Source organism: Streptomyces sp. NPDC091209 (assembly GCF_044757755.1).
Taxonomy (GTDB): Bacteria; Actinomycetota; Actinomycetes; order Streptomycetales; family Streptomycetaceae; genus Streptomyces.
On sequence record NZ_JBIVVR010000001.1, the window covers coordinates 283,858 to 308,424 of the forward strand.

The following is a 24,567-nucleotide window of genomic DNA, read 5'->3' on the forward strand; positions in this document are numbered from 1 at the left end:
ACATGACCACCACCACAGCCCCCAGCCCCGTCCTCGAAGCCACCGGCGTCACCATGCGCTTCGGCGGCCTCACCGCCGTACGCAACGTCGACCTCACCGTCAACGCCGGAGAGATCGTCGGCCTCATCGGCCCCAACGGCGCGGGCAAGACCACCTTCTTCAACTGCCTCACCGGTCTGTACGTCCCCACCGAGGGCAAGGTCGCCTACAAGGGAACGGTGCTGCCCCCGAAGCCGCACCTCGTCACCAGCGCAGGCATCGCCCGCACCTTCCAGAACATCCGGCTCTTCGCCAACATGACCGTCCTGGAAAACGTGCTCGTCGGACGCCACACCCGCACCAAGGAAGGCCTCTGGTCCGCCCTCCTCCGCGGCCCCGGCTTCCGCAAGGCCGAAGCGACCTCACGCGAACGCGCCATGGAACTGCTGGAGTTCATCGGCCTCGACCACAAGGCCGACCACCTCTCCCGCAACCTCCCCTACGGCGAGCAGCGCAAGCTCGAGATCGCCCGCGCCATGGCCAGCGAGCCCGGCCTGCTCCTCCTGGACGAGCCCACCGCCGGCATGAACCCCCAGGAGACCCGCGCGACCGAAGACCTCGTCTTCGCCATCCGCGACCGCGGCATCGCCGTCCTCGTCATCGAGCACGACATGCGCTTCATCTTCAACCTGTCCGACCGCGTGGCCTGCCTCGTCCAGGGCGAGAAGCTCGTCGAGGGAACCTCCGAGGTCGTCCAGGGCGACGAGCGCGTCATCGCCGCCTACCTCGGCACGCCCTTCGAGGGCGCCCCCGGCGAGGAGGAACTCGCCGAGGTCGAGGCCGCCGAAGCGGCAGGAGCCACCGGAGCGGCGATCGCCGCCGAGCCCGAGGACGCGGCACCCACCGAGGCCGACGAAGCCGTCGAGGCCCCGGCAGCGACCGACACCGAGGACGCGGCGGAAGCCACCGCGACCGAGGAAGCCGGAACGACCACGGAGGCCGAAGAGGCCCCCGAGGCCGCGGCAACCGAGGAAGCCGCCGAGGCCGAAGGAACGTCCGACGCCCCCGAAACCTCCGAGGCGCCCGAGGCCCCCGCCGCGACCGACGACCCCGACGCGGCGAGCAGCACCAGCAAGGAAGGAAACGCCCAGTGACCGCACTGCTCGAGGTCGAAGACCTCAAGGTCGCCTACGGCAAGATCGAAGCCGTCAAGGGCATCTCCTTCACCGTCGAAGCCGGCCAGATCGTCACCCTCATCGGCACCAACGGCGCCGGCAAGACGACGACCCTGCGCACCCTCTCCGGGCTCCTCAAGCCCAGCGGAGGCCGCATCCTCTTCGACGGCCAGCCCCTGGCCAACGTCCCCGCCCACAAGATCGTCGCCCTCGGACTCGCGCACTCCCCCGAGGGACGCCACATCTTCCCCCGCCTCACCATCGCGGAGAACCTCCAGCTCGGAGCGTTCCTCCGCAGCGACAAGGCGGGCATCGAGAAGGACATCCAGCGCGCCTACGACCTCTTCCCCATCCTGGGAGAGCGCCGCAAGCAGGCCGCCGGCACCCTCTCGGGCGGCGAACAGCAGATGCTCGCCATGGGACGCGCCCTGATGTCCCAGCCCAAGCTGCTCATGCTCGACGAACCCTCCATGGGCCTCTCGCCGATCATGATGCAGAAGATCCTCGCGACCATCGCCGAACTCAAGGCGGCCGGCACGACGATCCTCCTCGTCGAGCAGAACGCCCAGGCGGCGCTCTCCCTCGCCGACCAGGCCCACGTCATGGAGGTCGGCAACATCGTCCTCTCCGGCACCGGCCAGGACCTGCTCCACGACGAGTCCGTCCGCAAGGCGTACCTCGGCGAGGACTGATCCTCCGCGACCGCCGCGGTCGCACGAAGAGGCCCGCACCTCCGTCAGGGGTGCGGGCCTCTTCCGTCCGCTCTCATCCGCGCCTACGACGCGGACCCGAGCTCTTCGACACTCTCTTCGACAGGGCGCGGAACTAGCCCTTCGACGCCTTCTTCTCCTCGGCGTCCTCGATGACCGCCTCGGCGACCTGCTGCATCGACATACGACGGTCCATCGACGTCTTCTGGATCCACCGGAACGCCGCCGGCTCCGTCAGGCCGTACTCCGTCTGCAGGACCGACTTCGCCCGGTCGACCAGCTTCCGCGTCTCCAGACGCTGCGTGAGGTCGACGATCTCCTGCTCCAGCGCCTTCAGCTCCGCAAACCGGGACACGGCCATCTCGATGGCCGGCACCACGTCACTCTTGCTGAACGGCTTCACCAGGTACGCCATCGCGCCCGCGTCACGGGCCCGCTCGACCAGGTCGCGCTGCGAGAACGCGGTGAGCATCAGGACCGGGGCGATGGACTCCTCGGCGATCTTCTCCGCCGCCGAGATGCCGTCCAGCTTCGGCATCTTCACGTCGAGGATCACGAGGTCCGGCTTGTGCTCCCGGGCCAGCTCGATGGCCTGCTCACCGTCACCCGCCTCACCTACGACGGTGTAGCCCTCCTCCTCCAGCATCTCTTTGAGGTCGAGACGGATCAGCGCCTCGTCCTCGGCGATGACGACACGGGTCGTCAGCGGAGGCACGTGCGACTTGTCGTCGTCGGGCGCGTCTACGGGCTGGGGCGACTCGGGGGCGGTCACGGGGGCTCCTCGTTGCGGGCCGGGCAGGTTGTGCTGCTTAAGAAGACTACCTAGCGGCGGCGGGCCACGATGACCCGGTATGCTTCCGCAGAGCCAGTCCCGCCGGGTTGGTGGAAGGGTATACACGGAGGTCTCAAACACCTCTGCCTGAGAGGGCTTGCGGGTTCGAATCCCGCACCCGGCACAGTTCACCGCAAAGCGGAGCTTCACGTTCGCGTGGACCTCCGCTTTTTGCTGCACACGGTGGCGATCAGTGACACACGGTGTTCACGTGAACACTCAGGGAACTGAAGTGCGACAGAAGGTACTGTCCCTGCTCCGCGAGGGCGCCAGGAACGCAGACGTGGCCCGGACGTTCGGCGTTCCACTGGGGACGATCGGCTACTGGAAGCATTTGGATCGAGCGAAGCGCGGCGAGTGCCCCGGAAAGCACGACCCGAAGTGCCCGCGATGCCACGGTCGGAGCCTGAACACACCCGCGTACAGCTATCTACTTGGGCTGTACCTGGGCGACGGGCACATCAGTCACTACTCCGAGCACCGCGTGCCCAACCTTATGATCACCTGTTGCGATTCATGGCCCGGCCTGCTGGACGACTGCGAGCAAGCCATGCGCGCGGTCTTTCCCGACAACTCCGTCTGCCGCGTCCGCAAGACCGGCTGCCTCAACGTGAAGGTCTACTCGAAGCACCTGCCCTGCCTGTTCCCCCAGCACGGCCCCGGCAAGAAGCACGAGCGCCCGATCGTCCTCGAACCCTGGCAGCAGGACATCGTCGATGATCACCCCTGGGAGTTCGTCCGGGGGCTCATCCACTCCGACGGGTGTCGCATCACCAACTGGACGACCCGGCTCGTCGGCGGTGAGCGCAAGCGCTACGAGTACCCCCGGTACTTCTTCACGAATGTCTCCGACGACATCAGGCAGCTCTTCACCGGCACCCTGGACAAGCTCGGCATCGACTGGACGCACTGCACCCGCCACGGGAACCCGTACAACATCTCGGTCGCCAAGAAGGCCTCAGTAGCCCTCATGGACACCCACGTCGGCCCCAAGTACTGACCGGCGACGGAGAAGGGGCCCCTCTGCCGGCTACTTGGGGCTGTCGTCCTCGCCCACGTGGTGGACGCGGACCAGGTTCGTGGAGCCGGTGACGCCGGGCGGGGAGCCCGCGGTGATCACGACGATGTCGCCCTTGGCGCAGCGGCCGTACTTGAGGAGGAGTTCGTCGACCTGGTCGACCATGGCGTCGGTGGAGTCGACGTGGGGGCCGAGGAAGGTCTCGACGCCCCAGGTGAGGTTGAGCTGGGAGCGGGTGGCGGGGGTGGGGGTGAAGGCGAGGAGGGGGATCGGGGAGCGGTAGCGGGAGAGCCGGCGGACGGTGTCGCCGGACTGGGTGAAGGCGACGAGGAATTTGGCGCCGAGGAAGTCGCCCATTTCGGCTGCGGCGCGGGCGACGGCGCCTCCCTGGGTGCGGGGTTTGTTGCGTTCGGTGAGGGGCGGGAGGCCCTTGGCGAGGATGTCCTCTTCGGCGGCTTCGACGATGCGGGACATCGTCCGGACGGTTTCCACGGGGTATTTGCCGACGCTGGTCTCGCCGGAGAGCATGACGGCGTCGGTGCCGTCGATGACGGCGTTGGCGACGTCGGAGGCTTCGGCGCGGGTGGGGCGGGAGTTCTCGATCATCGAGTCGAGCATCTGGGTGGCGACGATGACCGGCTTGGCGTTGCGCTTGGCGAGTTTGATGGCGCGCTTCTGGACGATCGGGACCTGTTCCAGGGGCATTTCGACGCCGAGGTCGCCGCGGGCGACCATGATGCCGTCGAAGGCGGCGACGATGCCGTCGATGTTGTCGACGGCCTGGGGTTTTTCGACCTTGGCGATGACGGGGAGGCGGCGGCCTTCTTCGTCCATGATGCGGTGGACGTCGTCGATGTCCTTGCCGCTTCGGACGAAGGAGAGGGCGATGACGTCGAAGCCGGTGCGCAGGGCCCAGCGGAGGTCGTCCTCGTCCTTGTCGGAGAGGGCGGGGACGGAGACGGCGACGCCGGGGAGGTTGAGGCCTTTGTGGTCGGAGACCATGCCGCCTTCGATGACGGCGGTGTGGACGCGGGGGCCGTCGACGGAGGTGACTTCGAGGCAGACTTTTCCGTCGTCGACGAGGATGCGTTCACCGGGAGTGACGTCGGCTGCCAGTCCGTCGTAGGTGGTTCCGCAGTGTTCGCGGTCGCCTTCGGCGCCTTCTTCGACGGTGATGGTGAAGGTGTCTCCGCGTTCAAGGAGTACGGGGCCTTCGGTGAAGCGGCCGAGTCGGATCTTCGGGCCTTGAAGGTCGCCGAGGATTCCGACGCTGCGGCCGGTCTCGTCGGAGGCCTTTCGCACGTGTCGGTAGCGCTCCTCGTGGTCGGCGTGGGTGCCGTGGCTGAGGTTGAAGCGGGCTACGTCCATTCCGGCTTCGACCAGGGCTTTGATCTGGTCGTACGAGTCGGTGGCGGGGCCCAGGGTACAGACGATCTTTGCTCGGCGCATGATTCCAGCCTAGGCATTACCGGTCGGTAGAGAATTGGTCGCGCATGACTACTCAACAACCTTTGCGTGAAGGGTTATTGACGACTGTTGAATTGTGCGCCGGGGTGCTCCGATGAGCAGAATGGCGCCCGGTGCGACTGGTGCATTTATCTGCCCGCGTCCGTCCAGTATCCGTCCGGCTGTGCGGTGGGTGGCGTGAGTGCCCGGGAGAGTCGGCGGGTGACTTTCCGTGACGGTTTCATGAGCGGCTAGAGCCGTGGTGGCGCCATGGTGAAGCGGGCGTTCACCTGGGCGTGGACGTGCTGGCGCTGGGGTTCGAGGTCGAGGGGGGCGGGTTCGTCCTCGAAGGATCCCGCTCCGGGGGCGGCTGCGCGCCGGGAGCGGGTGGCTTGGGCGGTGGGGGTGTGGCGCTGGGTGTCTTCGGCGCCGATGTCGGCGAGTTCGACGAGGGCGGTGAGGGTGGTGTCGAGAGCTTCGGCGTATTCGCGGGCGCGCTGGACGGCTTCGCGGACGGCTTGTTGGCGTGCGGTGCGGTGGGCGGGTGAGGTGGGGCGGAGAGCCCACCAGGGGCCGTCGACGCGGGTGAGGTCGAGGTCGGCGAGGGCGGTGGTGAGTTCGCCGAGTGCGGTGAAGTCGTTGAGTTCGGCGGTGATGTGGACGTGGCCGTGGTGGGTACGGACGCGTTCTCCGCGGCCGTGGCGGCCGAGTTCGGGGCTGATGGTGAAGGCGCCGGTTTCGAGGTGTTCGACGGCGTCGCCGTAGGTTTTGACGAGGTCGAGGGCGAGGGCGTTGCGGCGGGTGAGGTCGGCGAGGGCTTCGCGGCGGTCTTTACCGCGGGCGGTGACCGAGATGCCGATGCGGGCGATTTCGGGGTCGACTTCGAGGTGGGCTTCGCCTCGGACGGCGATGCGGGGTGTGTCGGGGGTGCCGTAGGGGACGGCGGGTTGGGTTTGTCGGGCGGTGGGGTCGGTGTTGAGGGTCATACGTCCCACTCTGTCACTGGGCGGGGGGTGCGTGGTGCTGTCAGGTCATCGGATGGAAACCTCCAGGGGCTGTTGCGGGGGCGGGTGTTGGGTCAGAATCTACGCGCGTCGTTGACCTTTTCCCGAGGAGATCGAGACATGCCGTTGAACCGCCGGAAGTTTCTGAGGAAGTCCGCCGTGACAGGTGCGGGGGTGGCGCTCGCGAGTGCGGGCGCGGCTCCGGCGGCGCAGGCCGCGGAGGCGAGGAAGGGGGGTCCGAGGCCGGTGAAGCGGTACGAGCTGACGGTGATGGGGACGACCGATCTGCACGGTCATGTCTTCAACTGGGACTACTTCAAGGACGCGGAGTACGCGGACAAGGCGGGTAACGCGCAGGGTCTGGCGCGGATCTCGACGCTGGTGAACAACATCCGTACGGAGAGGGGCCGTTGCAACACGCTGCTCATCGACGCGGGTGACACGATCCAGGGCACTCCGCTGACGTACTACTACGCGAAGGTGGATCCGATCACCGCCAAGGGTGGTCCGGTGCATCCGATGGCGCAGGCGATGAACGCGATCGGCTATGACGCGGTGGCGCTGGGGAACCACGAGTTCAACTACGGGATCGAGACGCTGCGGAAGTTCGAGTCGCAGTGTCACTTCCCGCTTCTCGGTGCCAACGCGCTGGACGCGAGGACGCTGAAGCCGGCGTTCCCTCCGTATTTCATGAAGGAGTTCCACGTCCACGGCGCTCCGCCGGTGAAGGTGGCGGTGCTGGGTCTGACGAACCCGGGTATCACGATCTGGGACAAGGCGTATGTGCAGGGGAAGTTGACGTTCCCGGGTCTGGAGGAGCAGGCGGCGAAGTGGGTGCCGAAGCTGCGGTCGATGGGCGCGGACGTGGTGGTCGTGTCGGCGCATTCGGGTGCGTCGGGGACTTCTTCGTACGGTGACCAGGTGCCGTATGTGGAGAACTCGGCGGCGCTGGTGGCTCAGCAGGTGCCGGGGATCGACGCGATCCTGGTGGGTCACGCGCACCTGGAGATCCCGGAGTTGAAGGTCACGAACACGGCGTCGGGGAAGACGGTGGTGTTGTCGGAGCCGCTGGCGTACGCCGAGCGGATGTCGGTGTTCGACTTCGAGCTGGTCTTCGAGAAGGGCCGCTGGACGGTCGAGTCGGTGGCGGCGTCGGTGCGCAACACGAACTCGGTGGCGGACGACCCGAGGATCACGCGGCTGCTGAAGGACGAGCACGACGTGGTGGTGGCGTACGTCAATCAGGTGGTCGGTACGGCGACGGACACGCTGACGACGGTGGAGGCGCGGTACAAGGACGCTCCGATCATCGATCTGATCACCAGGGTTCAGGAGGATGTGGTCCGGGCGGCGCTGGTGGGGACGCCGTACGCGTCGCTGCCGGTGATCGCGCAGGCGTCGCCGTTCTCGCGGACCTCGGAGATCCCGGCGGGCGATGTGACGATCCGGGATCTGTCGAGCCTCTATGTGTACGACAACACGCTGGTGGCGAAGGTCTTGTCGGGTGCGCAGGTGCGGGCGTACCTGGAGTACTCGGCGAACTACTTCGTGCAGACGGCCGCGGGTGCGGTGGTCGACACGGAGAAGCTGACGAACGCGAACAACCGTCCGGACTACAACTACGACTACGTGTCGGGGCTTCAGTACGACATCGACATCGCGCAGGCGGAGGGTTCGCGGATCAAGAACCTGACGTACAAGGGTGCGGCGCTGGATGACGCGCAGCAGTTCGTGTTCGCGGTGAACAACTACCGTGCGAATGGCGGCGGTGCGTTCCCGCATGTCGCTTCGGCGACCGAGGTGTGGTCGGAGTCGACGGAGATCCGGACGCGGATCGCGGAGTGGGTGACGGCGAAGGGTGTGCTGGACCCGAAGGAGTTCGCTTCGGTGGACTGGAGGTTGACGCGGGAAGGTTCGCCGGTGTTCTAGGGCTGGATCGCTCAAGCGGTGTATACGTATCGGCGCCGCCGTAGGTGAGTTGGCCGTGTGGGTCGACCCCGGGCCCGGGGGTCGGCCCCAGGTCCGGGAGGTGGGCTGGTGGTCGCCGGGGCGGTTTCGCGGCCCCAGCCTTGTGTTCCATCTGCACTGCCAGCCTCTGTGCGGCAACCTGGCCGCAACTCCTTTTCGCTGCCCGGCGACCGCCTATGTTGCGATTGAATAACGGTCTTCGGTGGTCGCAGCCGCTGCCGATCACCGGCAGCGGCTGCGCCATGACCGCAAGAGTTGTCATGTGTGGATAAAGATGTCGATCGCTGCGGACGCGGGGTCACGCTCCGCTCCCTCCGCAAGCCGCCCGCCCGGCGGAGTGTTCTTGGTCACAGGAGGCGCTCTAGCTCCGGATCGTCAGCCTGAGGAAGATCACTTCTCGAACTCTGGGGACATGTCGTCTTCGAGTTTCCGGGAAGGGAGTTGTTCATGCCCGACGGGCGTGGAAGAAACGATCGAAGAGAATTAGTCCGGCTGCGACGGCGCTGGAGCTTACGGTTAGCCTGCACGCTGGTGCTCGTACTGGTGGGGGAGGCGGCTGTCACGGTCAGCGGCTCCGGCCTGGTCATGGCGGACAGCGTCAAGCCGCAGACACGGCAGCACAAGTCAGCGTCGTCCGCGAAGAAATCCACCGGTCCGCTGACCGCGCCCGACGCGGCGTCGGCCATCGCGACGGCGCGGTTACGCAAGCGCAAGGTGGAGATCCTCGATCAGCGGACCGACCGCACCACCACGTGGGCCAATCCGAAGGGGACGCTGACCACCAGGTCCTATGCCGCGCCGATCCGGTTCAAGCGCGACGGCAAGTGGTTGGACATCGACACGACACTGCAGCGCGGATCCGACGGCGCGATCGCTCCCAAGGCGCAGCCGAACGGCCCGCAGCTGACTGGTGGCGGCAAGAACCCCGCCCTGGCAGCCCAGGGAACCGGCAAGCACAAGGTAACCGTCGGGTGGAAGGGGAGCCTGCCCAAGCCCTCGCTTCACGGTGACACCGCCAAGTACACGAACGTCAGTCCGGGCACGGACGTGACCGTGCAGGTGACCCGGAGCGGCTTCGAGGAAAACGTTGTCCTCAAGTCCCGGCCCGCGAAAGGCTACAGGGTCACCATCCCGGTCTCGGCCAAGGGGCTGAAGGCCAAGCAGAACAAGAAGGGCTCGATCACCTTCACCGACGCCAAGGGCAAGGTGGCCGGAACCATCCCGGCGCCGGCGATGTGGGATGCCACGATCGACAAGAGGTCACTGGAACACACCCGCCGCTCGCCGGTGGCGATGTCGATGACGCAGTCCGGTGACACGGTCGAACTCACCCTCGCCCCGGACGCGAAGTTCCTGGCCGACCCCAAGACGCAGTACCCGGTCACGGTGGACCCCTCCACGAGCCTCTCTCCCCTGCTGGACACGTTCGTGGAGAACACCGAAACGACCCCCGAGTACACGTCCACCGACCTGAAGCTGGGCACCTACGACGGCGGCACGGACGTCGCCCGCTCGTTCCTGGAGTTCCCGGTCCTCCAGCTCGACAACACGCAGATCCTGTCCTCGTCGCTGAACCTCTACGAGTACTGGGCCGGTGGTTGCGTCCAGTCGCCGTGGGAACTGTGGGAGTCCGGAGAGTCCTCCACGGACACGGTCTGGTCGAACCAGCCCGTCTGGAAGTCGAAGTACGCCACGACCACCCAGACCAAGGGCTACTCCAGCGACTGCACCACCTCCAGCGCGGAGGGTTGGGTCTCCATCGACCCCTCGACCTTCCTCCAGTACGCCGGTGACAACGGCTACGACGTCGCCTACATGGGCTTGAGGGCGTCCGACGAGACGGACAGCAACAGCTGGAAGCGTTTCTACTCCGCCAACGCCTCCGCCAACGTGCCCTACCTGTCGGTGACCTACAACTCGTACCCGATGCCGTCCGCCCCCACCGTGGCGCCCGGTGTCTCCTCGGTCTCCGGCTCCACCACGACTCTCTACACCAACACGACCACCCCGCAGCTCCAGTCGACGGTCACCGACGCCGACGGCGGCAACGTCATGGCCCAGTGGAACGTCTACGACACCACCGGTGGCGCGAACACCAAGGTCATCTCCAACCTCAACGGCAGCTGGACCGCCTCCGGAGGCATCTCCAGCGCCTCCGTCCCGTCCGGAACACTGGTGAACGGTCACACCTACACCGCGTGGCCCTACGGGTACGACGGCTCCCTGTGGTCGCGTCAGACCGTCCCGAACGGACTGGTCTTCACGATCGACACCACCAAGCCCGGCGCACCGACGGTCGCCTCCACGGACTACCCCTCCGGCGGCTGGGGGAAGGGCGCCGGACAGAGCGGCGCGTTCACCATCACCCCGCCCTCCGGCGGCACGGACACCTCCGGTGTCGTCTGGCAGCTCGACTCCGGGGCCCAGAACTCGGTGGCGACCGCCGGTACCGCTGTGAGCGTCAGCGTCACCCCGTCCGCGGACGGCCCGCACACCCTGACCGTCTCCACCCGCGACAATGCCGGCAACCTGTCCGCGTCGACGGTCTACAGCTTCAACGCGGGTAACGGCGCCGTCACTTCGCCCACCGACGGCACCAGGACCGCGCGGCGTGTCACGCTGACCGCCGCCGCAGCGTCATCGACGTGGCAGTCGGTGAAGTTCCAGTACCGGCGATCCGCAACGGACAGCTGGACGACCATTCCGGTCGGCGACGTGACGTCCGGCGGCAACGCGGTGAGCAGTTGGCCGGTGGCCGTCACGAGCGGTGCCAACTCCCCGCTCGTCTGGGACGTTTCCAGCACCTTGGGCGACGACGGCTCGGTCCAGGTCCGCGCCGAGTTCACGGACACTTCTTCGGCGAGCCACGACACCTCCGCCGTGACTGTCACCCTGGACCGCGCGGCAACACAGACCGCCACCGCCGCGGTCGGCCCGGGCACGCTCAACCTGTCGACCGGCAACTACACCCTGTCCGGCCCGGCAACCGCCGCCTTCGGCATGTCGATCGGCCAGACACTCGATTCCCGCACCCCCCAGGGGACCCCGCCGGCCGGTCAGACGGCGCCCTTCGGGCCCGGCTGGCAATTGGCGGGCGCTTCCGCGACGGCGCTGACGGACTTCACCGAGATCCGTCCGGTGACCTCCACCGCTGTGCAACTCGTCGGGGCAGCCGGCACACAGGTCTCGTTCACCAAGACCAGCAGCGGGTCCTGGACCCCGGAGCCCGGCGCTGAGGCGTACACGCTCAGCTACAGCAGCTCCGCGGACACCTACACGCTGACCGACACCTCGGGAACGACGACGGTCTTCGCCAAGTCCTCCACCACGGCGGGTGTGTGGGCTGTCGCTTCGTCGAGCCCGGCCGGCAGCGGCACCTCGGTGCGCTACCGCTTCGACTCCGTGACCAGCGGCAGTACCACCACGATGCGTCTGGCGCGGATGGCCGCGCCCACGTCCGCGATCTCCGACACCAACACGTCCTGCCTCACCCCGACGACGCCGGCAGTGGGCTGCCGGGTCCTGCAACTGAGCTATGCCACCGCAACCACCGCGACGGGCACGACCAGCGGTACGTTCGGCGACTACGCCGGCCAGGTCAGCATGATCGTCATGTGGGCCACCGACCCGTCCACGGGTACGGAGACTTCCAAGGTCGTCGCCCAGTACGCGTACGACTCCACCGGCGCCCTCCGCCAGGAGTGGAACCCGCAGATCACACCCAACCTCGTGACCGCGTACACCTACACCTCGGCCGGCCGGGTGGCCACACTCACGCCTCCGGGCCAGCTCCCCTGGACGTTCGCCTACGGCACCGCGGGCACCAACGGCGACACCAACGCGGGACGCCTGCTGAGCGTCTCCCGCCCGACCCTCACCCCGGGTTCCGCGTCGTCGACCAACGGCACGGCAACCACCACCGTCGTCTACGACGTGCCCCTCACCACCTCGGCGGGCGGCCCCTACGGGATGAGCGCTTCGGACGTGGCCTCCTTGGCCCAGGCCGATGTGCCGACCGACGCCACGGCGATCTTCCCCGCCGATCAGGTGCCCACCTCCAACACCGGATCCGGGAACCTCACCTCCAGCTCCTACACCCGCGCCGAGATCCACTACCTGGAGGTCAACGGGCGCGAATCCAACACCGCCACTCCCGGTGGGCACATCACCACAACCGACTACGACGCTCTCGGGAACGCCGCTCGCCAGCTCAGCGCCGCCAACCGCGAACTCGCCCTGGCCGCGAGCACCAACACCGAGCTCAACGTGCTCGGACTGGCAGCGATGACCACCGCGCAGCGTGCCAACCTGCTGTCCACGGTGAACGTCCGCGACAGCAGCGGCCAGCTCCTGACCGACATGTACGGCCCGCTGCACCAGGTCACTCTGGAGCACGCGTTGGCCGCCTCAGGTACCAGCGCCGCCCGTGCGGCCGGCTCCGTCGTCGCCGCCCGGACACACGTCCACAACACCTACGACGAAGGCCGTCCCACCGACGGCTCCGCGAATGCGTCCGGTCTGGTGACCACGGCCGTCACCGGCAGCGCCATCGCGGGTTACGCCACGGACGCGGACACGCGCACCACCAAGACCACCTACGACTGGACGCTGGGACAGGCGACCAAGACCACGGTCGACCCGGCAGGCCTGGCGATCACCACCGCGACGGGGTACAACTCCGCCGGCAAGGTGATCTCCAACTCCCAGCCGTCCTCCACCGGCTCCGACGCCGGCACCACCACGACCACCTACTACACCGCTACCGGAAGCAGTCCCTGCGGAGGCCACCCCGAGTGGGCCGACCTGGTCTGCCGGACCGCTCCCGCCGGCGCCATCACCGGTGGTGGCTCCAACCCGAGCCAGCGGGCCACCACGACGACCACGTACAACCTGTACGGCTCGCCGAGCACGGTGACCCAGACCGCCAACAGCGTCACCCGTATCAGCACCACCACCTACGACGCGGCGGGCCGCAAGAGCACGGTCGCGGTCTCCGGCGGTGTCGGCCAGGCTGTGCAGACGACGACCACGGCATACAACGCGAGCAACGGTCAGCAGTCCAAGGTCTCGACGCCGGACGGCGCCTCGAACACCTGGAGTTACGACCAACTCGGCCGTGGGATGTCGTCGACCGACGCGGACGGGAACACCGTCGCGGTCCAGTACGACGCACTGGACCGCCCCACGCAGACCACCGACACGGCACCGTCGACCACCACCTACGCCTACGACACCAGCAAGGACCCGCGCGGTGTGCCGACGACGCAGACCGACTCCAACGCCGGGGCCTTCGGCGCCACCTATGACGCCGACGGCAACCTGAGTACGGAGTCCCTGCCGGGCTCGATCACCCTCAAGATCACCACGGACGAGACCGGACAGGCCACCTCCCGTGTCTACACCGACGCGAACGGGAACGTGCTGCTCTCCGACCAGGCGGGGTACTCCGGAACCGGGCTGGAGGTCAGCCGGGCCCAGTCCACCACCGGAGGCCTCGGCCTCAACAACACGTACGCCTACGACGCCGCGGCGCGCCTATCGGACGTCAGCCAGACCGTCCTCACCACCAGCACCACCACTGGCGCGACCAGTACCTGCACCACGCGGCACTACGCCTTCGACAAGGACTCCAACCGCACGGGCCTGACCACGGCCGTCGGTGCTGCCAAGGCGGCCTGCCCCACCAGTGGCGGAACCACGGTCAGCCACAGTTACGACAGTGCCGACCGTCTGGTCGACAGCGGCTACACCTACGACGCCCTCGGCCGCACGACCGCTGAACCGAGTGGGACGACGACCGCGTACTACGCCAACGACCTGGGCTATCAGCAGACCTCCGGCACCAGCCGCGTCACCTGGCAGCTGGACCCCGCAGGCCGCATCCGGTCCTATACGTCGGAAACCAACACATCCGGCACTTGGACCCAGAGCGCGGCCCGCACCAACCACTACGACGGAACCTCGGACTCGCCCTCCTGGATTCGCGAGAGCACGAGCGCCTACACGCGCAACATCAACGACATGGCTGGAGACCTCAGCGCCATCTACTCCTCGGCGACGGGGCACTTCCTGCTGCAACTCACCAATCTGCACGGTGACATCAACATGGTGCTGCCCATCGACGACAGCGCCACCCCGGTCCTGGTGATGGCGGCCGACGAGTACGGCAATCCGCTCACCGGTACCAGCACCTCGCGCTATGGCTGGCTGGGCGGCAAGCAGCGCTCCAGCGAGACGCCCACCGGAGACCTTCTCATGGGCGCCCGCCTCTACGTACCGACCGCAGGACGGTTCCTTAGCACCGACCCGGTCTTCGGAGGCAGTGCCAACGCCTACGATTATGTGAGCCAAGATCCGGTCAACGCCCTTGACCTGAATGGCTTGTTCAAGATCTACAGGAACAAGCCGTACATCGCATTCGTCCTGAACTCGGCCGACCAGCGTGCGATCGTGCAGGGCGCGGTCTGGGGCATCGCCGGAGCGGCGGGCGGATTCTTCGCGGGCGCCGTCGCGGGCCTCCTCAGCTCGTACATCGGCGACCACTGGTCGCCCCGGCAGAAGGTGTTCATCTTCAAGTACGGCACTCATCGAAAGTGGGGCATTCCCTGGCCCTACATCTACCTCGTCTACTACGGATACTGGTGAGGTGACGATGGCATCCAGCGCTGGACGCATTCTGCTTTTCGTACTCGCCGGTGTCTGTGGCGCTTTGATCGAGGGCTTCATCACCCACAGAGGACTGCCGTCGACGCGGTCGCTCCTCGTGTGCCTGTGTGGCGGCGCGGCGGCGGGCGGCTTGGCGGAGCTGATCCGTCACCTGCGCAGTTGACCGGGCGGCGCTCCATCGGCACTGTCCTGCCATGACCGGACGGCCCGGGAAGATTTCGTCTTCCCGGGCCGTCCCCCCTGTACGGCCCGGCGTTCTTTCGGTTTGCCGTGGTTCGCTGCTCCCCCGGGACGCGGCGGCGAGGTCGTGCCAACGGGGGTACAGCGGAGTTTCGGTAGTGGAGAGTGTGGGGCCGATGACCGGCAGCCCATGGATCTACGCGGCGGTGGCCGTCTCGGTCCTGCTGGACGTCTTCCTGCCGGTACTGCCGAGCGGCGTCCTCGTCATCACGGCGGCAACGGCCGCGGCGGCGGGCTCCGCGGGGCCGGCCGTCGGGCAGGCAGGGGCGGCTGCAACACGGACTGCCAGGCGGCAGTCTCTACCGCACCTGAGCCTCTGATCCGGCCCGCTGCTCCGCCTCGGGGTGGCGGGCCCGCCAGTACGGGTTGTCGTGCGGGAGGTTCGTGCTGACCCTGCTGTACATCCCGAACACCATCAGCACGAGGCCCACCACGAAACTGAACAGCACGTTCTGGATCCCGAAGGCCAGGAAGTTCGAGTCCGTGCCGAGCAGGCCCAGGTACAGGAAGCCGTTCAGGATGAACAGCACGCCGAGCACCATGTTCAGCGTGGACGCGAAGCTCCCGCCGACCACCATGCCGACGAAGAGCAGCAGCCCGACACAGATCGACAGCACGCTTCGCGCACCGTTCGTGTTCAGGCCGGCGAGCCTGCGGGCGTTCGCGCCGGCGGGTCCGTTCTGTCCCGCTGTTCCCTCATCTCCCCTCCATCAGAGGGATCAACGGTACGAGCGGGGTGAGTGTCCGGGTTTCCCGGCCCTGGCGGGCGTTCGGGACGCGGGGGGTCTGTTCGAGGCCGAAGGTGGTGAAGGCGGTTCGGCCGGGGAGGGGGTAGGGGTCTTTGCCGGTGAGGGAGTTGAGGATGGTGGCGCTGCGCCAGGCGGCGAGGCCGAGGTCGGGGGCGCCGACGCCGTGGGTGTGGAGTTCGGCGTTCTGGACGTAGACGCGGCCGGTGACGGCGGGGTCGAGGATCAGGCGGAACTGGTTGTCGATGTCGGGGCGTTCGGAGTTGTCGCGGCGCAGGTAGGGGTCGAGTCCGGCGAGGAGTGGGGCGATGGGGCGTTCGCGGTAGCCGGTGGCGAGGACGACGGCGTTCGTGGTGAGGCGGGAGCGGGTGCCTTGCTGGCCGTGTTCGAGGTGGAGTTCGATCTTGGTGGTGGCGATGCGTCCCGCGGTGCGGACGGTGACGGCGGGGGTGAGGACGGCGTCGGGCCAGCCTCCGTGGAGGGTGCGGCGGTAGAGCTCGTCGTGGATGGCCGCGATGGTGTCGGCGTCGATGCCTTTGTGGAGTTGCCACTGGGCGGCGACGAGCCGGTCGCGGACGGGTTCGGTGAGGGCGTGGAAGTAGCGGGTGTAGTCGGGGGTGAAGTGTTCGAGGCCGAGTTTGGAGTACTCCATGGGGGCGAACGCTTCGGTGCGGGCGAGCCAGTGGATCTTTTCTTTTCCGGTGGGGCGGTTGCGGAGGAGGTCGAGGAAGACTTCGGCTCCTGACTGGCCGGCGCCGATGACGGTGATGTGTTCGGCGGTGAGGAACTGGTCGCGGTGTCTGAGGTAGTCCGCGGCGTGGATGACGGGGACGCCGGGGGCTTCGACGAGTGGTTTGAGCGGTTCGGGGATGTGGGGGGCGGTGCCGACGCCGAGGACGATGTTGCGGGTGTGCGTGCGGCCCAGCGCTTGGGCTTCGTCGTTGGTGTCGAGCCTGGTGAAGTCGACTTCGAAGAGGTCGTGTTCGGGGTTCCAGCGGACGGCGTCGACCTGGTGGGCGAAGTGGAGTCCGGGGAGGTTGTCGGCGACCCAGCGGCAGTAGGCGTCGTATTCGGCGCGCTGGATGTGGAAGCGCTCGGCGAAGTAGAAGGGGAAGAGGCGGTCGCGGTCCTTGAGGTGGTTCAGGAAGGTCCAGGGGCTCGTGGGGTCGGCGAGGGTCACCAGGTCGGCGAGGAAGGGGACTTGGAGGGTGGCGCCGTCGATGAGCAGGCCGGGGTGCCAGTCGAAGCCGGGGCGTTGTTCGTAGAAGACGGTGTCGAGTTCGGTGAGGGGGTGGGCGAGGGCGGCGAGGGAGAGGTTGAAGGGGCCGATGCCGATGCCCACCAGGTCGCGGGGGGTTTCGGCGGCGGGGCGCTGGGGGTGGGGTGACGGTCTCATTGGGGGGTGTGTCCTTCCACCAGTTTCAGGAGCGTGGCCAGGTCGCCCGGCCGGGTGTGGGGGTTGAGGAGGGTGGCTTTGAGCCAGCGGCGGCCGTCGAGGGTGGCGCGGCCGAGGACGGCGCGTCCTTCGTCGAGGAGGGCGCGGCGTACGGCGGCGACGGTGTCGTCGGTGGCGCCGGTGGGCCGGAACAGGACGGTGCTGATGACCGGTCGGTCGTAGAGCTCGAAGCCGGGGTGGGCGGCGATGAGGTCGGCGAGGTGGTGGGCGTGGGCGCAGACCTGGTCGACGAGTTCGCCGATGCCGTGCCGTCCGAGGGTTTTGAGGGTGACGGCGATTTTGAGGATGTCGGGGCGGCGGGTGGTGCGCAGGGAGCGGCCGAGCAGGTCGGGGAGGCCTGCTTCGGTGTCGTCGTCGGCGTTGAGGTAGTCGGCGCGGTGTGCGAGTGGGGTGAGGTCGGCGGGGTCGCGTACGGCGAGGAGTCCGGCGGCGACGGGCTGCCAGCCGAGTTTGTGCAGGTCGAGGGTGACGGTGTCGGCGCGGGCGAGTCCGTCGAGTCGGGGGCGGTGCCGGTCGCTGAAGAGGAGGCCTCCGCCGTAGGCGGCGTCGATGTGGAGGCGGGCGCCGTGGGTGGCGCAGAGTTCGGCGATGTCGGGCAGTGGGTCGATGAGGCCCGCGTCGGTGGTGCCGGCGGTGGCGGCGACGAGGAGGGGGCCGCGCAGGTCGGTGAGGGCGCTGTCGAGGGCGGCGGGGTCGAGGGTGCCGGCGGGTGCGGGGACGACGACGGGTTCGGGGAGTCCGAGGAGCCAGGTGGCGCGGTGGAGGGAGTGGTGGGCGCCTGCTCCGCAGACGAGTTGGACGCCGCCGTGTCTCTCGCGGGCGAGGAGGAGGGCGAGTTGGTTGGACTCGGTGCCTCCGGTGGTGACGAGGGCGTCGCCCTGGGTGTCGTAGATCTGGTGGGCGAGGGCCTGGGTGACGAGGGTTTCGAGTTCGGAGGCGGCGGGGGCCTGGTCCCAGGAGTCGAGGGAGGGGTTGAGGGCGGAGGCGGCGAGGTCGGCCGCGGTGGCGACGGCGAGGGGTGGGCAGTGCAGGTGGGCGGCGCACAGGGGGTCGGCGGGGTCGGCGGCGCCTTCGGCGAGTGCGCGGACGAGGGTGTGCAGGGCGTCGGCGCTGCCGTGGTCGGGCAGGGGGTCTCCGAGGGCGGCGCGCAGGCGGCGGGCGACGTGTTCGGGTCCTCCGGCGGGGAGGGGTCCTCCGCGTGCGGCGGTGCCTTCGGCGAGTGCGTGGAGGACGGTGTCGAGCAACGGCCGCAGCGCGTGGGGGCCTTGGGGACCTGAGGCGAGGGGCGGCGTGCTCATGGGTGTCCTCCGGTGGACGCGCGGCGGGGTCTTTCCCGGCGTGTACGCGTTTTGGGCAGGTGCGCCCGCCAAGGACAACGATTCGAGCCGGGCGGGGGTACTGCCGTACGGAGGAAATGTGGGAGAGGGGCCGGTCCGGGCCGGGTTGCCCGAACGCCGGAGGGCTGCGGGGCAGCCGTCCGGCGTTCGGGTTCGCGCCCGGGGTGTCCGGGTGGTGTCTAGGCCTGCCTCACCTTCAACGCCCGTGCGAGGTCGTCGAGTTGGTCGGCGAGTTTGCGGCGCAGGGCCGGGATGGGGTCGGTGTCGCTCAGGCAGCTCTCGCCGAGGGCGAGGGTCTCGGGGGTGACGGCGTAGGCGGGGAAGGCCCAGCGGCCTGCTGCTTCGGCCATGGCGGGGCCGCGTCGCTCGGCGACGGCCACGGCGTCGGACCAGTAGCGCTCGACGTACGCGCGGACGAGGTCGGTCTGTTCGGGCTGCCAGAAGCCCTGGGCGGTGGCGGTGAACAGGTAGTTGGAGAGGTCGTCGGTGGCGAACATCGCGTCCCAGGCGGCTTGTTTGGCCTGGGGGTCGGGCAGTGCGGCGCGGCAGCGGGCAGCGCCTTCCTGGCCGGTGGCGCTGGGGTCCTGCACGAGTTCGGCGTCGATCACGGCGTCGTCGACGGCGCCGAGGACGGAGAGCCGGCCGAGGATGCGCCAGCGCAGTTCGGGGTCGAGTTCGGGGCCGCCGGGGACGGTGCCCTCGGAGAACCAGGCGCTGATGGTGTCGGGGTGGGCGGCGACGTCGATGAGGTGGCGTACGGCGGTGAGGCGCAGGCCGGGGTGGGAGCCGTCCTCGGTGCGGCGGATGAGGTCGCGGCACAGGTCGGTGAGGGTGGCGAGGGCGGCGGGCCGCTGCTCGGGGCTCAGGTAGCGGTCGGCTACGTGGGCGGTGGCGAAGGACAGGACGCCCTGGACGAGGGCGAGGTCCCGCTCGCGCGGCAGGTGGGTGCGGGCGGCCTCGATGTAGGCCGTGGCGGGCAGTTCGCCGTCGCGTACGGCGTCGCGCAGGGCGTTCCAGACGACGGCCCGGGTGAGGGGGTCGGGGAGGCCGGAGAGGGCGGCTCGTACGGTCTGGAAGGACTTGGTGTCGAAGCGGACCTTGGCGTAGGTGAGGTCGCCGTCGTTGAGGAGGACCAGGTCGGGGCGGCGGCCCGGGCGGCGCGTGGCGGAGTCGCCCTGGGGGACGTCGAGTTCGAACCGTTCGCGCAGGACCAGTCGGGTGTCCTCGCCGGGGACGGTGTCGTAGGCGCCGACGGTGACGCGGTGGGGGCGGCTGCCTTCGTGGCCGACGGTGAGGTGCCATTGGCCGTCGGCTTCGGTGATCTCGGGCCTGAGGGTGTCGACTCCGGTGGTGCGCAGCCAGGCGTCGGCCCAGGCGTGTACGTCGCGTTCGGTGGCGGAGGCGAGGTTGTCGATGAAGTCGGCGAGGGTGGCGTTGGCGAACTTGTGGCGGGCGAAGTGGGTGTTGATGCCGGCGAGGAAGTCCTTCTCGCCGAGCCAGGCCACGAGTTGGCGCAGGGCCGAGGCGCCCTTGGCGTAGGAGATGCCGTCGAAGTTGAGCATGGCGGACGCGGTGTCGGGGACGGCGTCCGGGTCGGGGGCGACGGGGTGGGTGGAGGGGCGCTGGTCGGCGTCGTAGCCCCAGGACTTGCGGGCGACGCCGAAGTCGACCCAGGTGTCGGTGAAGCGGGTGGCTTCGGTGAGGGTCTGGTAGCCCATGTACTCGGCGAAGGACTCGTTGAGCCAGATGTCGTCCCACCAGCGCAGGGTGACGAGGTCGCCGAACCACATGTGGGCCATTTCGTGGGCGATGACCATGGCGCGGGTCTGCCGCTCGGTGTCGGTGACGGCGGAGCGGTAGATGAATTCGTCGCGGAAGGTGACGAGGCCGGGGTTCTCCATGGCGCCGGCGTTGAATTCGGGGACGAACGCCTGGTCGTAGGAGTCGAAGGGGTAGGGCTCGTCGAACTTCTCGTGGTAGCGGTCGTAGCAGGCGCGGGTGATGTCGAGGATCTCCTCGGCGTCGGCGTCCAGGTACGGGGCGAGGGAGCGGCGGCAGTGGAGGCCGAAGGGGAGGCCGCTGTGCTCGGTGCGTACGGAGTGCCAGGGGCCGGCGGCGACGGCGACGAGGTAGGTGGAGATCAGCGGGGTGGGGGCGGCTTTCCAGTGGCCGTCGCCGAGGTGTTCGGTGATGCCGTTGGCGAGGACGGTCCAGCCTTCGGGGGCGGTGACGGAGAGCTCGAAGACGGACTTGAGGTCGGGCTGGTCGAACGCGGCGAAGACGCGCTGGACGTCTTCCATGAAGAGCTGGGTGTAGAGGTAGGTCTCGCCGTCGGTGGGGTCGGTGAAGCGGTGCATGCCCTCGCCGGTGCGGGAGTAGCGCATGGCGGCGTCGACGCGCAGTTCGTGTTCGCCTGCGCTGAGGCCCTTGAGGGGCAGCCGGTTCTCGTCGAGGGTCCCGGGGTCGAGGGGCCGGCCGTCGAGGGTGACGGAGCGCAGTTCGGCGGGCTTCATCTCGACGAAGGTGTCCGCGTCGGCGCGGGCGGTGAACCGGATGACGGTCAGGGAGCCGAAGGTCTCGTCCCCTCCGGTCAGGTCGAGTTCGATCCCGTAGTGGTGGACGTCGAGGAGCTTGGCACGGGTCTGCGCTTCGTCGCGCGTCAGTACGGACATGAGGACATGCTGCCCGATGGTGCGGACAGGACACAGGGGTGGTCCGGTATATGCGCATTGCGGCCACCCGGTCACGGGGTGCGGTTACGGCGTGCGGCCCTGTTCCAGCCGGTTCTCCTGCGGCTGGTGCGGGGTCTGCTCGGGGCGGCGCCGGGCGGGGACGCGTGCGTCGGGGTGGGCGAGGGCGGGGTCGGGGGTGTGTTCTTTGACGAGGGCGCGCAGTTCGCGCAGTTCCGCTTCGAGGGCCTGGTGGCGGCACTGGGCTTCGTAGAGGTAGCGGACTTTGGTGCGCAGGGCCCAGGGGCCGACCGGTTTCATGAGGAGGTCGGCGACGCCGAGGGCGAAGGCGGTGGCGGTGAGTCCGGCGTCCGGGCCGAAGCCGGTGAGCAGGATGACGGGGATGTGCTGGGTCTGTTCCAGGCGTCGCATGTAGCGGACGACGTCGAGGCCGCTGACGCCGGGCATGCGTACGTCGAGGAGGAGCAGGGCGACCTGGCCGCGCAGGAGTTCCTTGAGCGCCTCGTCGCCGCCGGTGGCCCGTACGACCTTGTGGCCGAGCGGGGCCAGGGCGCTCTCGAGGGCGTACAGGGTGGCCTCGTGGTCGTCGACGATGAGGATCTTGGCATCCGACGGCATGGCCCGACGTCCCCTCGTTTGGGCATACCAGCTTATGCCCGTACGGACGCACGACGCGGGCCCGTGGTGGTGGCGGAGGTGCTCGTCGTCGAGGACGGGCGTGGCGTGCTCGACGGGGCCCACGGGCGCTGTGTGTTGGGCGGGAAGTGTGCGGAGTGGAGTGTGCGGGAGTGCACAGCGCAGGATGCCCTCTGTGGGCCCCTGGTGTCACTCCCCCGGGTCGGCCGTGACGGTGCCCGCGTCGTCCGCGATGCGCTCGTGGTGCCTGATGACCTCGGCGATGATGAAATTCAGCAGTTTTTCGGCGAAGGCCGGATCCAGCTTGGCGTTCTCGGCGAGGCTGCGGAGCCGGGCGATCTGGTGGGCCTCGCGGGAGGGGTCCGCGGGCGGGAGCTGGTGGGCGGCTTTGAGGTGGCCGACCTGCTGAGTGCATTTGAAGCGCTCGGCGAGCATGTGGACGACGGCGGCGTCGATGTTGTCGATGCTGTCGCGCAGGCGGGCGAGTTCCGTGCGGACGGCGGGATCGACTTCCTGGGGCTTGCTGGTGGTCATGGCATCCAACCCTACGCGGCCCGCGGCGGTCCGATCATGGGCGGCACCGTCCGGCGGGACACGCCGAAGGGGGAAGTCCTCACGGTCGTGGTCCGGCGAGCACCTTGTGCAAGCGCACGTCCTGGCGGGCGCCCGCGACCGGGGTCACGGGCGCCCACTGGTGCATGTGGTGCTGGTGCTGGTACGGGTTGCGGGGTCAGAGGCCGGCGGCCGCCTTGGCTATGTCTGCGGCGAAGGTCGAGACCTCGCTGTAGACGCCGGGGTATCCGGGTTCCGCGCAGCCCTGGCCCCAGCTGACGATCCCGACCTGGAGGTAGGCGCCGGTGTCGTCCTTGCGGAACATGGGTCCGCCGGAGTCGCCCTGGCAGGTGTCGACGCCGCCCTGGGCGACGAATCCGGCGCAGATCTCGTCGCTGGGGACGAGGTCGCTGCCGTACGCCTGCTGACAGGTGGCGTCGTCGACGAAGGGGACGGTGGCCTTGAGCAGGTAGCGCTGCTGTCCGCCGCCTTCACGGGCGGCGCCCCAGCCTGCGATGGTGAAGTCGCCGTTGTTGTAGGCGGTGTTGGTGGCGATCTTCAGGGTGGGCTGCTCGATGGGCTTGGCGAGTTTGATGAGGGCCCAGTCCTTGCCCTTGCCGGTGTAGCCGGGGGCCTGGAGCACCTTGGTGGACTTGACCTTGACGGCGCTGCCGCTCTGCAGGTCGACGACGCCGGCGGTGGCGGTGATGGAGGTGTTGGTGCCCGAGCCGTTCACGCAGTGCGCGGCGGTCAGGACGATGCTCTTGGTGTAGAGGGCTCCGCCGCAGCCCATGGAGAGGCGGACCATGAACGGGAACTCGCCCTGGGCGGCGCGTGTGCCGCCGACGACGGGTTCGGGTGCGGCGTGTGCGGACAGCGGCTGGAGGGAGACGGCGGCGAGTGCGACGGCTCCGACGGCGAGCAGTCTTCTGATGACGCCGAGCTTCTTGGGAGACTTCAACGCGCTTCCTTTCGTGGGGGGTTGTCCGCAGGGCAGGCGCACAGGAAACGGTTTATGGCATGCTCCTGCCAAGCTGGTGGGGAGTATGGGGACCGGCCGCCGTACCGGGCAAGAGCGGCATTCCGGCCAGTCGCCGTCCGACCCGTGCCGCTGCCCGCCTCCGCTCCCCCGCCACCGGGAGGAACCCCGCTTACAGTGGAGAGGAGTTCCGGCGTCTTCTGGGGGTGCGGGCGTGGCGAACGGCGGACCCGTCGAGCACGGCTACCCGCATCTGGACACGGTGCGGGCGTCGATCACGGCGCTCTACAAGCGGCTCTCGTACGACACCATCCACACCTTCGCGACCAGCGTGGCCCCGGCCGACGTGGCCTTCGCCGATGTCGACGACCTGCATCTGGGCGCCCAGCGCGTGGCCCGCGAGATGGTGCTGCACTACCGGCTGCCGGACGCCCGGATGATCGTCGGCTTCCGCGAGATGACCCACGCGGCGCACGTCGAACTCGCCGCGGGGCCCGAGTACTTCATCGAGCTCAACGACCGCTTCCGCACCCACCGCAGGGACATCGGCGCCGCTCTCGCCCACGAGGTGATGCACGTCTATCTGCACCGTCTGGACCTGGAGTTCCCCGGAACCCGCGACAACGAGATCCTCACGGACACGGCCGCCGCCTACCTCGGCGCGGGCTGGCTCCTCCTGGACGCCTACCGCGAGGACGGCACGTCCTCGCAGAAGCTCGGCTATCTGACGCCCGAGGAGTTCGGATACGTCCTCGCCAAGCGAGCCCTGGTCTTCGGTGAGGACCCCTCGGTGTGGTTCACCAGCCCGCAGGCGTACACCGCGTACACCAAGGGCATGGCGCGGGCCCGCCTCGACGAGCAGCAGCCCCCGCTGACCGCGGCGGGCTGGGCGGGCCGCCGCCGCTACGCCAGGGACCGCCGCCACGCCCAGGACCACCGCGCCCCCGACCACTCCGGCGTCCCCTACGTCTTCGCGCCCGACGCCCGCGGCCCGCTGCGCGTGTCCTTCCCGTGCCCGACCTGCCACCAGCGCATCCGGGTGCCGGTACGCGGCCGGGTGCGGGCACGGTGCGCGCTGTGCCGGACGGTGCTGGAGTGCGACACGTAATGGCCGCGCCGCGGGCGGCCCGAGG

The 24,567-nt window shown here is 68.7% G+C and carries 17 protein-coding genes, 1 tRNA gene and 1 pseudogene; 9 read left to right on the plus strand and 10 right to left on the minus strand.

The features are described from left to right. The first annotated feature begins 2 nt into the window (after positions 1-2). Together ACIQRL_RS01295 and ACIQRL_RS01300 are read left to right on the plus strand one after the other, a co-directional pair. On the plus strand, positions 3-1,133 hold the full coding sequence (locus tag ACIQRL_RS01295) for an ABC transporter ATP-binding protein (protein WP_401325423.1): 1,131 nt from the start codon (positions 3-5) through the stop codon (positions 1,131-1,133). After that, the gene (locus ACIQRL_RS01300) at positions 1,130-1,846 is read left to right on the plus strand and encodes an ABC transporter ATP-binding protein (protein ID WP_261708098.1); all 717 of its coding nucleotides are present in this window, start codon (positions 1,130-1,132) and stop codon (positions 1,844-1,846) included. The genes ACIQRL_RS01295 and ACIQRL_RS01300 overlap by 4 nt, the downstream gene beginning before the upstream one ends. 133 nt (positions 1,847-1,979) lie before the next feature. On the opposite strand, the gene ACIQRL_RS01305 is transcribed toward ACIQRL_RS01300, so the two are convergent. After that, the gene (locus tag ACIQRL_RS01305) at positions 1,980-2,636 is read right to left on the minus strand and encodes an ANTAR domain-containing response regulator (RefSeq protein WP_401325425.1); all 657 of its coding nucleotides are present in this window, start codon (positions 2,634-2,636) and stop codon (positions 1,980-1,982) included. A gap of 101 nt (positions 2,637-2,737) precedes the next feature. On the opposite strand from ACIQRL_RS01305, the gene ACIQRL_RS01310 reads away from it, so the two are divergent. Next, positions 2,738-2,820: transfer RNA gene (locus ACIQRL_RS01310), tRNA-Leu, on the plus strand. Between the two features lie 87 nt (positions 2,821-2,907). After that, complete coding sequence (locus tag ACIQRL_RS01315) at positions 2,908-3,696, plus strand: helix-turn-helix domain-containing protein (RefSeq protein WP_401325428.1); 789 nt, start codon at positions 2,908-2,910, stop codon at positions 3,694-3,696. 30 nt (positions 3,697-3,726) lie between these two features. On the opposite strand, the gene pyk is transcribed toward ACIQRL_RS01315, so the two are convergent. After that, positions 3,727-5,163 carry a pyruvate kinase gene (pyk, locus tag ACIQRL_RS01320; protein WP_401325431.1) on the minus strand — a complete coding sequence of 479 codons (1,437 nt, stop codon included), beginning with the start codon at positions 5,161-5,163 and terminating at the stop codon, positions 3,727-3,729. Between the two features lie 248 nt (positions 5,164-5,411). Then, a complete protein-coding gene (locus ACIQRL_RS01325) occupies positions 5,412-6,146 on the minus strand; it encodes an SIMPL domain-containing protein (protein ID WP_401325432.1) in 735 nt (244 codons plus the stop codon). Between the two features lie 138 nt (positions 6,147-6,284). Between ACIQRL_RS01325 and ACIQRL_RS01330 the strand changes: the two genes are divergently transcribed. The 4 genes from ACIQRL_RS01330 to ACIQRL_RS01345 all read left to right on the plus strand — a co-directional run bounded on the left by ACIQRL_RS01330 (position 6,285) and on the right by ACIQRL_RS01345 (position 15,358). Further along, positions 6,285-8,093 carry a bifunctional metallophosphatase/5'-nucleotidase gene (locus ACIQRL_RS01330; protein WP_401325435.1) on the plus strand — a complete coding sequence of 603 codons (1,809 nt, stop codon included), beginning with the start codon at positions 6,285-6,287 and terminating at the stop codon, positions 8,091-8,093. A 570-nt stretch (positions 8,094-8,663) separates the two neighbouring features. Continuing rightward, a complete protein-coding gene (locus ACIQRL_RS01335) occupies positions 8,664-14,777 on the plus strand; it encodes an RHS repeat-associated core domain-containing protein (RefSeq protein WP_401325438.1) in 6,114 nt (2,037 codons plus the stop codon). Position 14,778: 1 nt separating this feature from the next. Next, a complete protein-coding gene (locus tag ACIQRL_RS01340; RefSeq protein ID WP_401325441.1) occupies positions 14,779-14,961 on the plus strand; it encodes a hypothetical protein in 183 nt (60 codons plus the stop codon). Between the two features lie 193 nt (positions 14,962-15,154). After that, positions 15,155-15,358, plus strand: coding sequence for a hypothetical protein (locus ACIQRL_RS01345; protein ID WP_401328166.1), 204 nt, complete (start codon positions 15,155-15,157; stop codon positions 15,356-15,358). Here the strand turns inward: ACIQRL_RS01345 and ACIQRL_RS01350 are convergent. From ACIQRL_RS01350 to ACIQRL_RS01380, 7 genes and pseudogenes are all read right to left on the minus strand, one after another. Continuing rightward, positions 15,338-15,688, minus strand: a pseudogene (locus tag ACIQRL_RS01350) (DUF4383 domain-containing protein); the annotation flags it as partial. The gene ACIQRL_RS01345 and the pseudogene ACIQRL_RS01350 overlap by 21 nt on opposite strands. A gap of 46 nt (positions 15,689-15,734) precedes the next feature. Then, positions 15,735-17,180 (minus strand): lysine N(6)-hydroxylase/L-ornithine N(5)-oxygenase family protein, encoded by a 1,446-nt coding sequence (locus ACIQRL_RS01355; RefSeq protein WP_401325444.1) that lies wholly within the window; start codon positions 17,178-17,180, stop codon positions 15,735-15,737. Then, complete coding sequence (locus ACIQRL_RS01360) at positions 17,177-18,538, minus strand: pyridoxal phosphate-dependent decarboxylase family protein (RefSeq protein ID WP_401325447.1); 1,362 nt, start codon at positions 18,536-18,538, stop codon at positions 17,177-17,179. Before ACIQRL_RS01360 ends, ACIQRL_RS01355 begins: the two co-directional genes overlap by 4 nt. Positions 18,539-18,756: 218 nt before the next feature. Beyond that, positions 18,757-21,249: an aminopeptidase N gene (gene pepN, locus ACIQRL_RS01365; RefSeq protein WP_401325450.1), complete on the minus strand. Its 2,493-nt coding sequence runs from the start codon at positions 21,247-21,249 to the stop codon at positions 18,757-18,759. A gap of 84 nt (positions 21,250-21,333) precedes the next feature. Next, complete coding sequence (locus ACIQRL_RS01370; protein ID WP_401325453.1) at positions 21,334-21,885, minus strand: two-component system response regulator; 552 nt, start codon at positions 21,883-21,885, stop codon at positions 21,334-21,336. Positions 21,886-22,092: 207 nt separating this feature from the next. Then, positions 22,093-22,437, minus strand: coding sequence for a chorismate mutase (locus ACIQRL_RS01375; protein WP_401325456.1), 345 nt, complete (start codon positions 22,435-22,437; stop codon positions 22,093-22,095). A 196-nt stretch (positions 22,438-22,633) separates the two neighbouring features. Then, entirely contained in the window at positions 22,634-23,416 is a 783-nt protein-coding gene (locus tag ACIQRL_RS01380; protein ID WP_401325459.1) for a S1 family peptidase, read from the minus strand. Between the two features lie 232 nt (positions 23,417-23,648). Between ACIQRL_RS01380 and ACIQRL_RS01385 the strand changes: the two genes are divergently transcribed. Then, a complete protein-coding gene (locus tag ACIQRL_RS01385; protein WP_401325462.1) occupies positions 23,649-24,542 on the plus strand; it encodes a hypothetical protein in 894 nt (297 codons plus the stop codon). Positions 24,543-24,567: the final 25 nt, after the last annotated feature.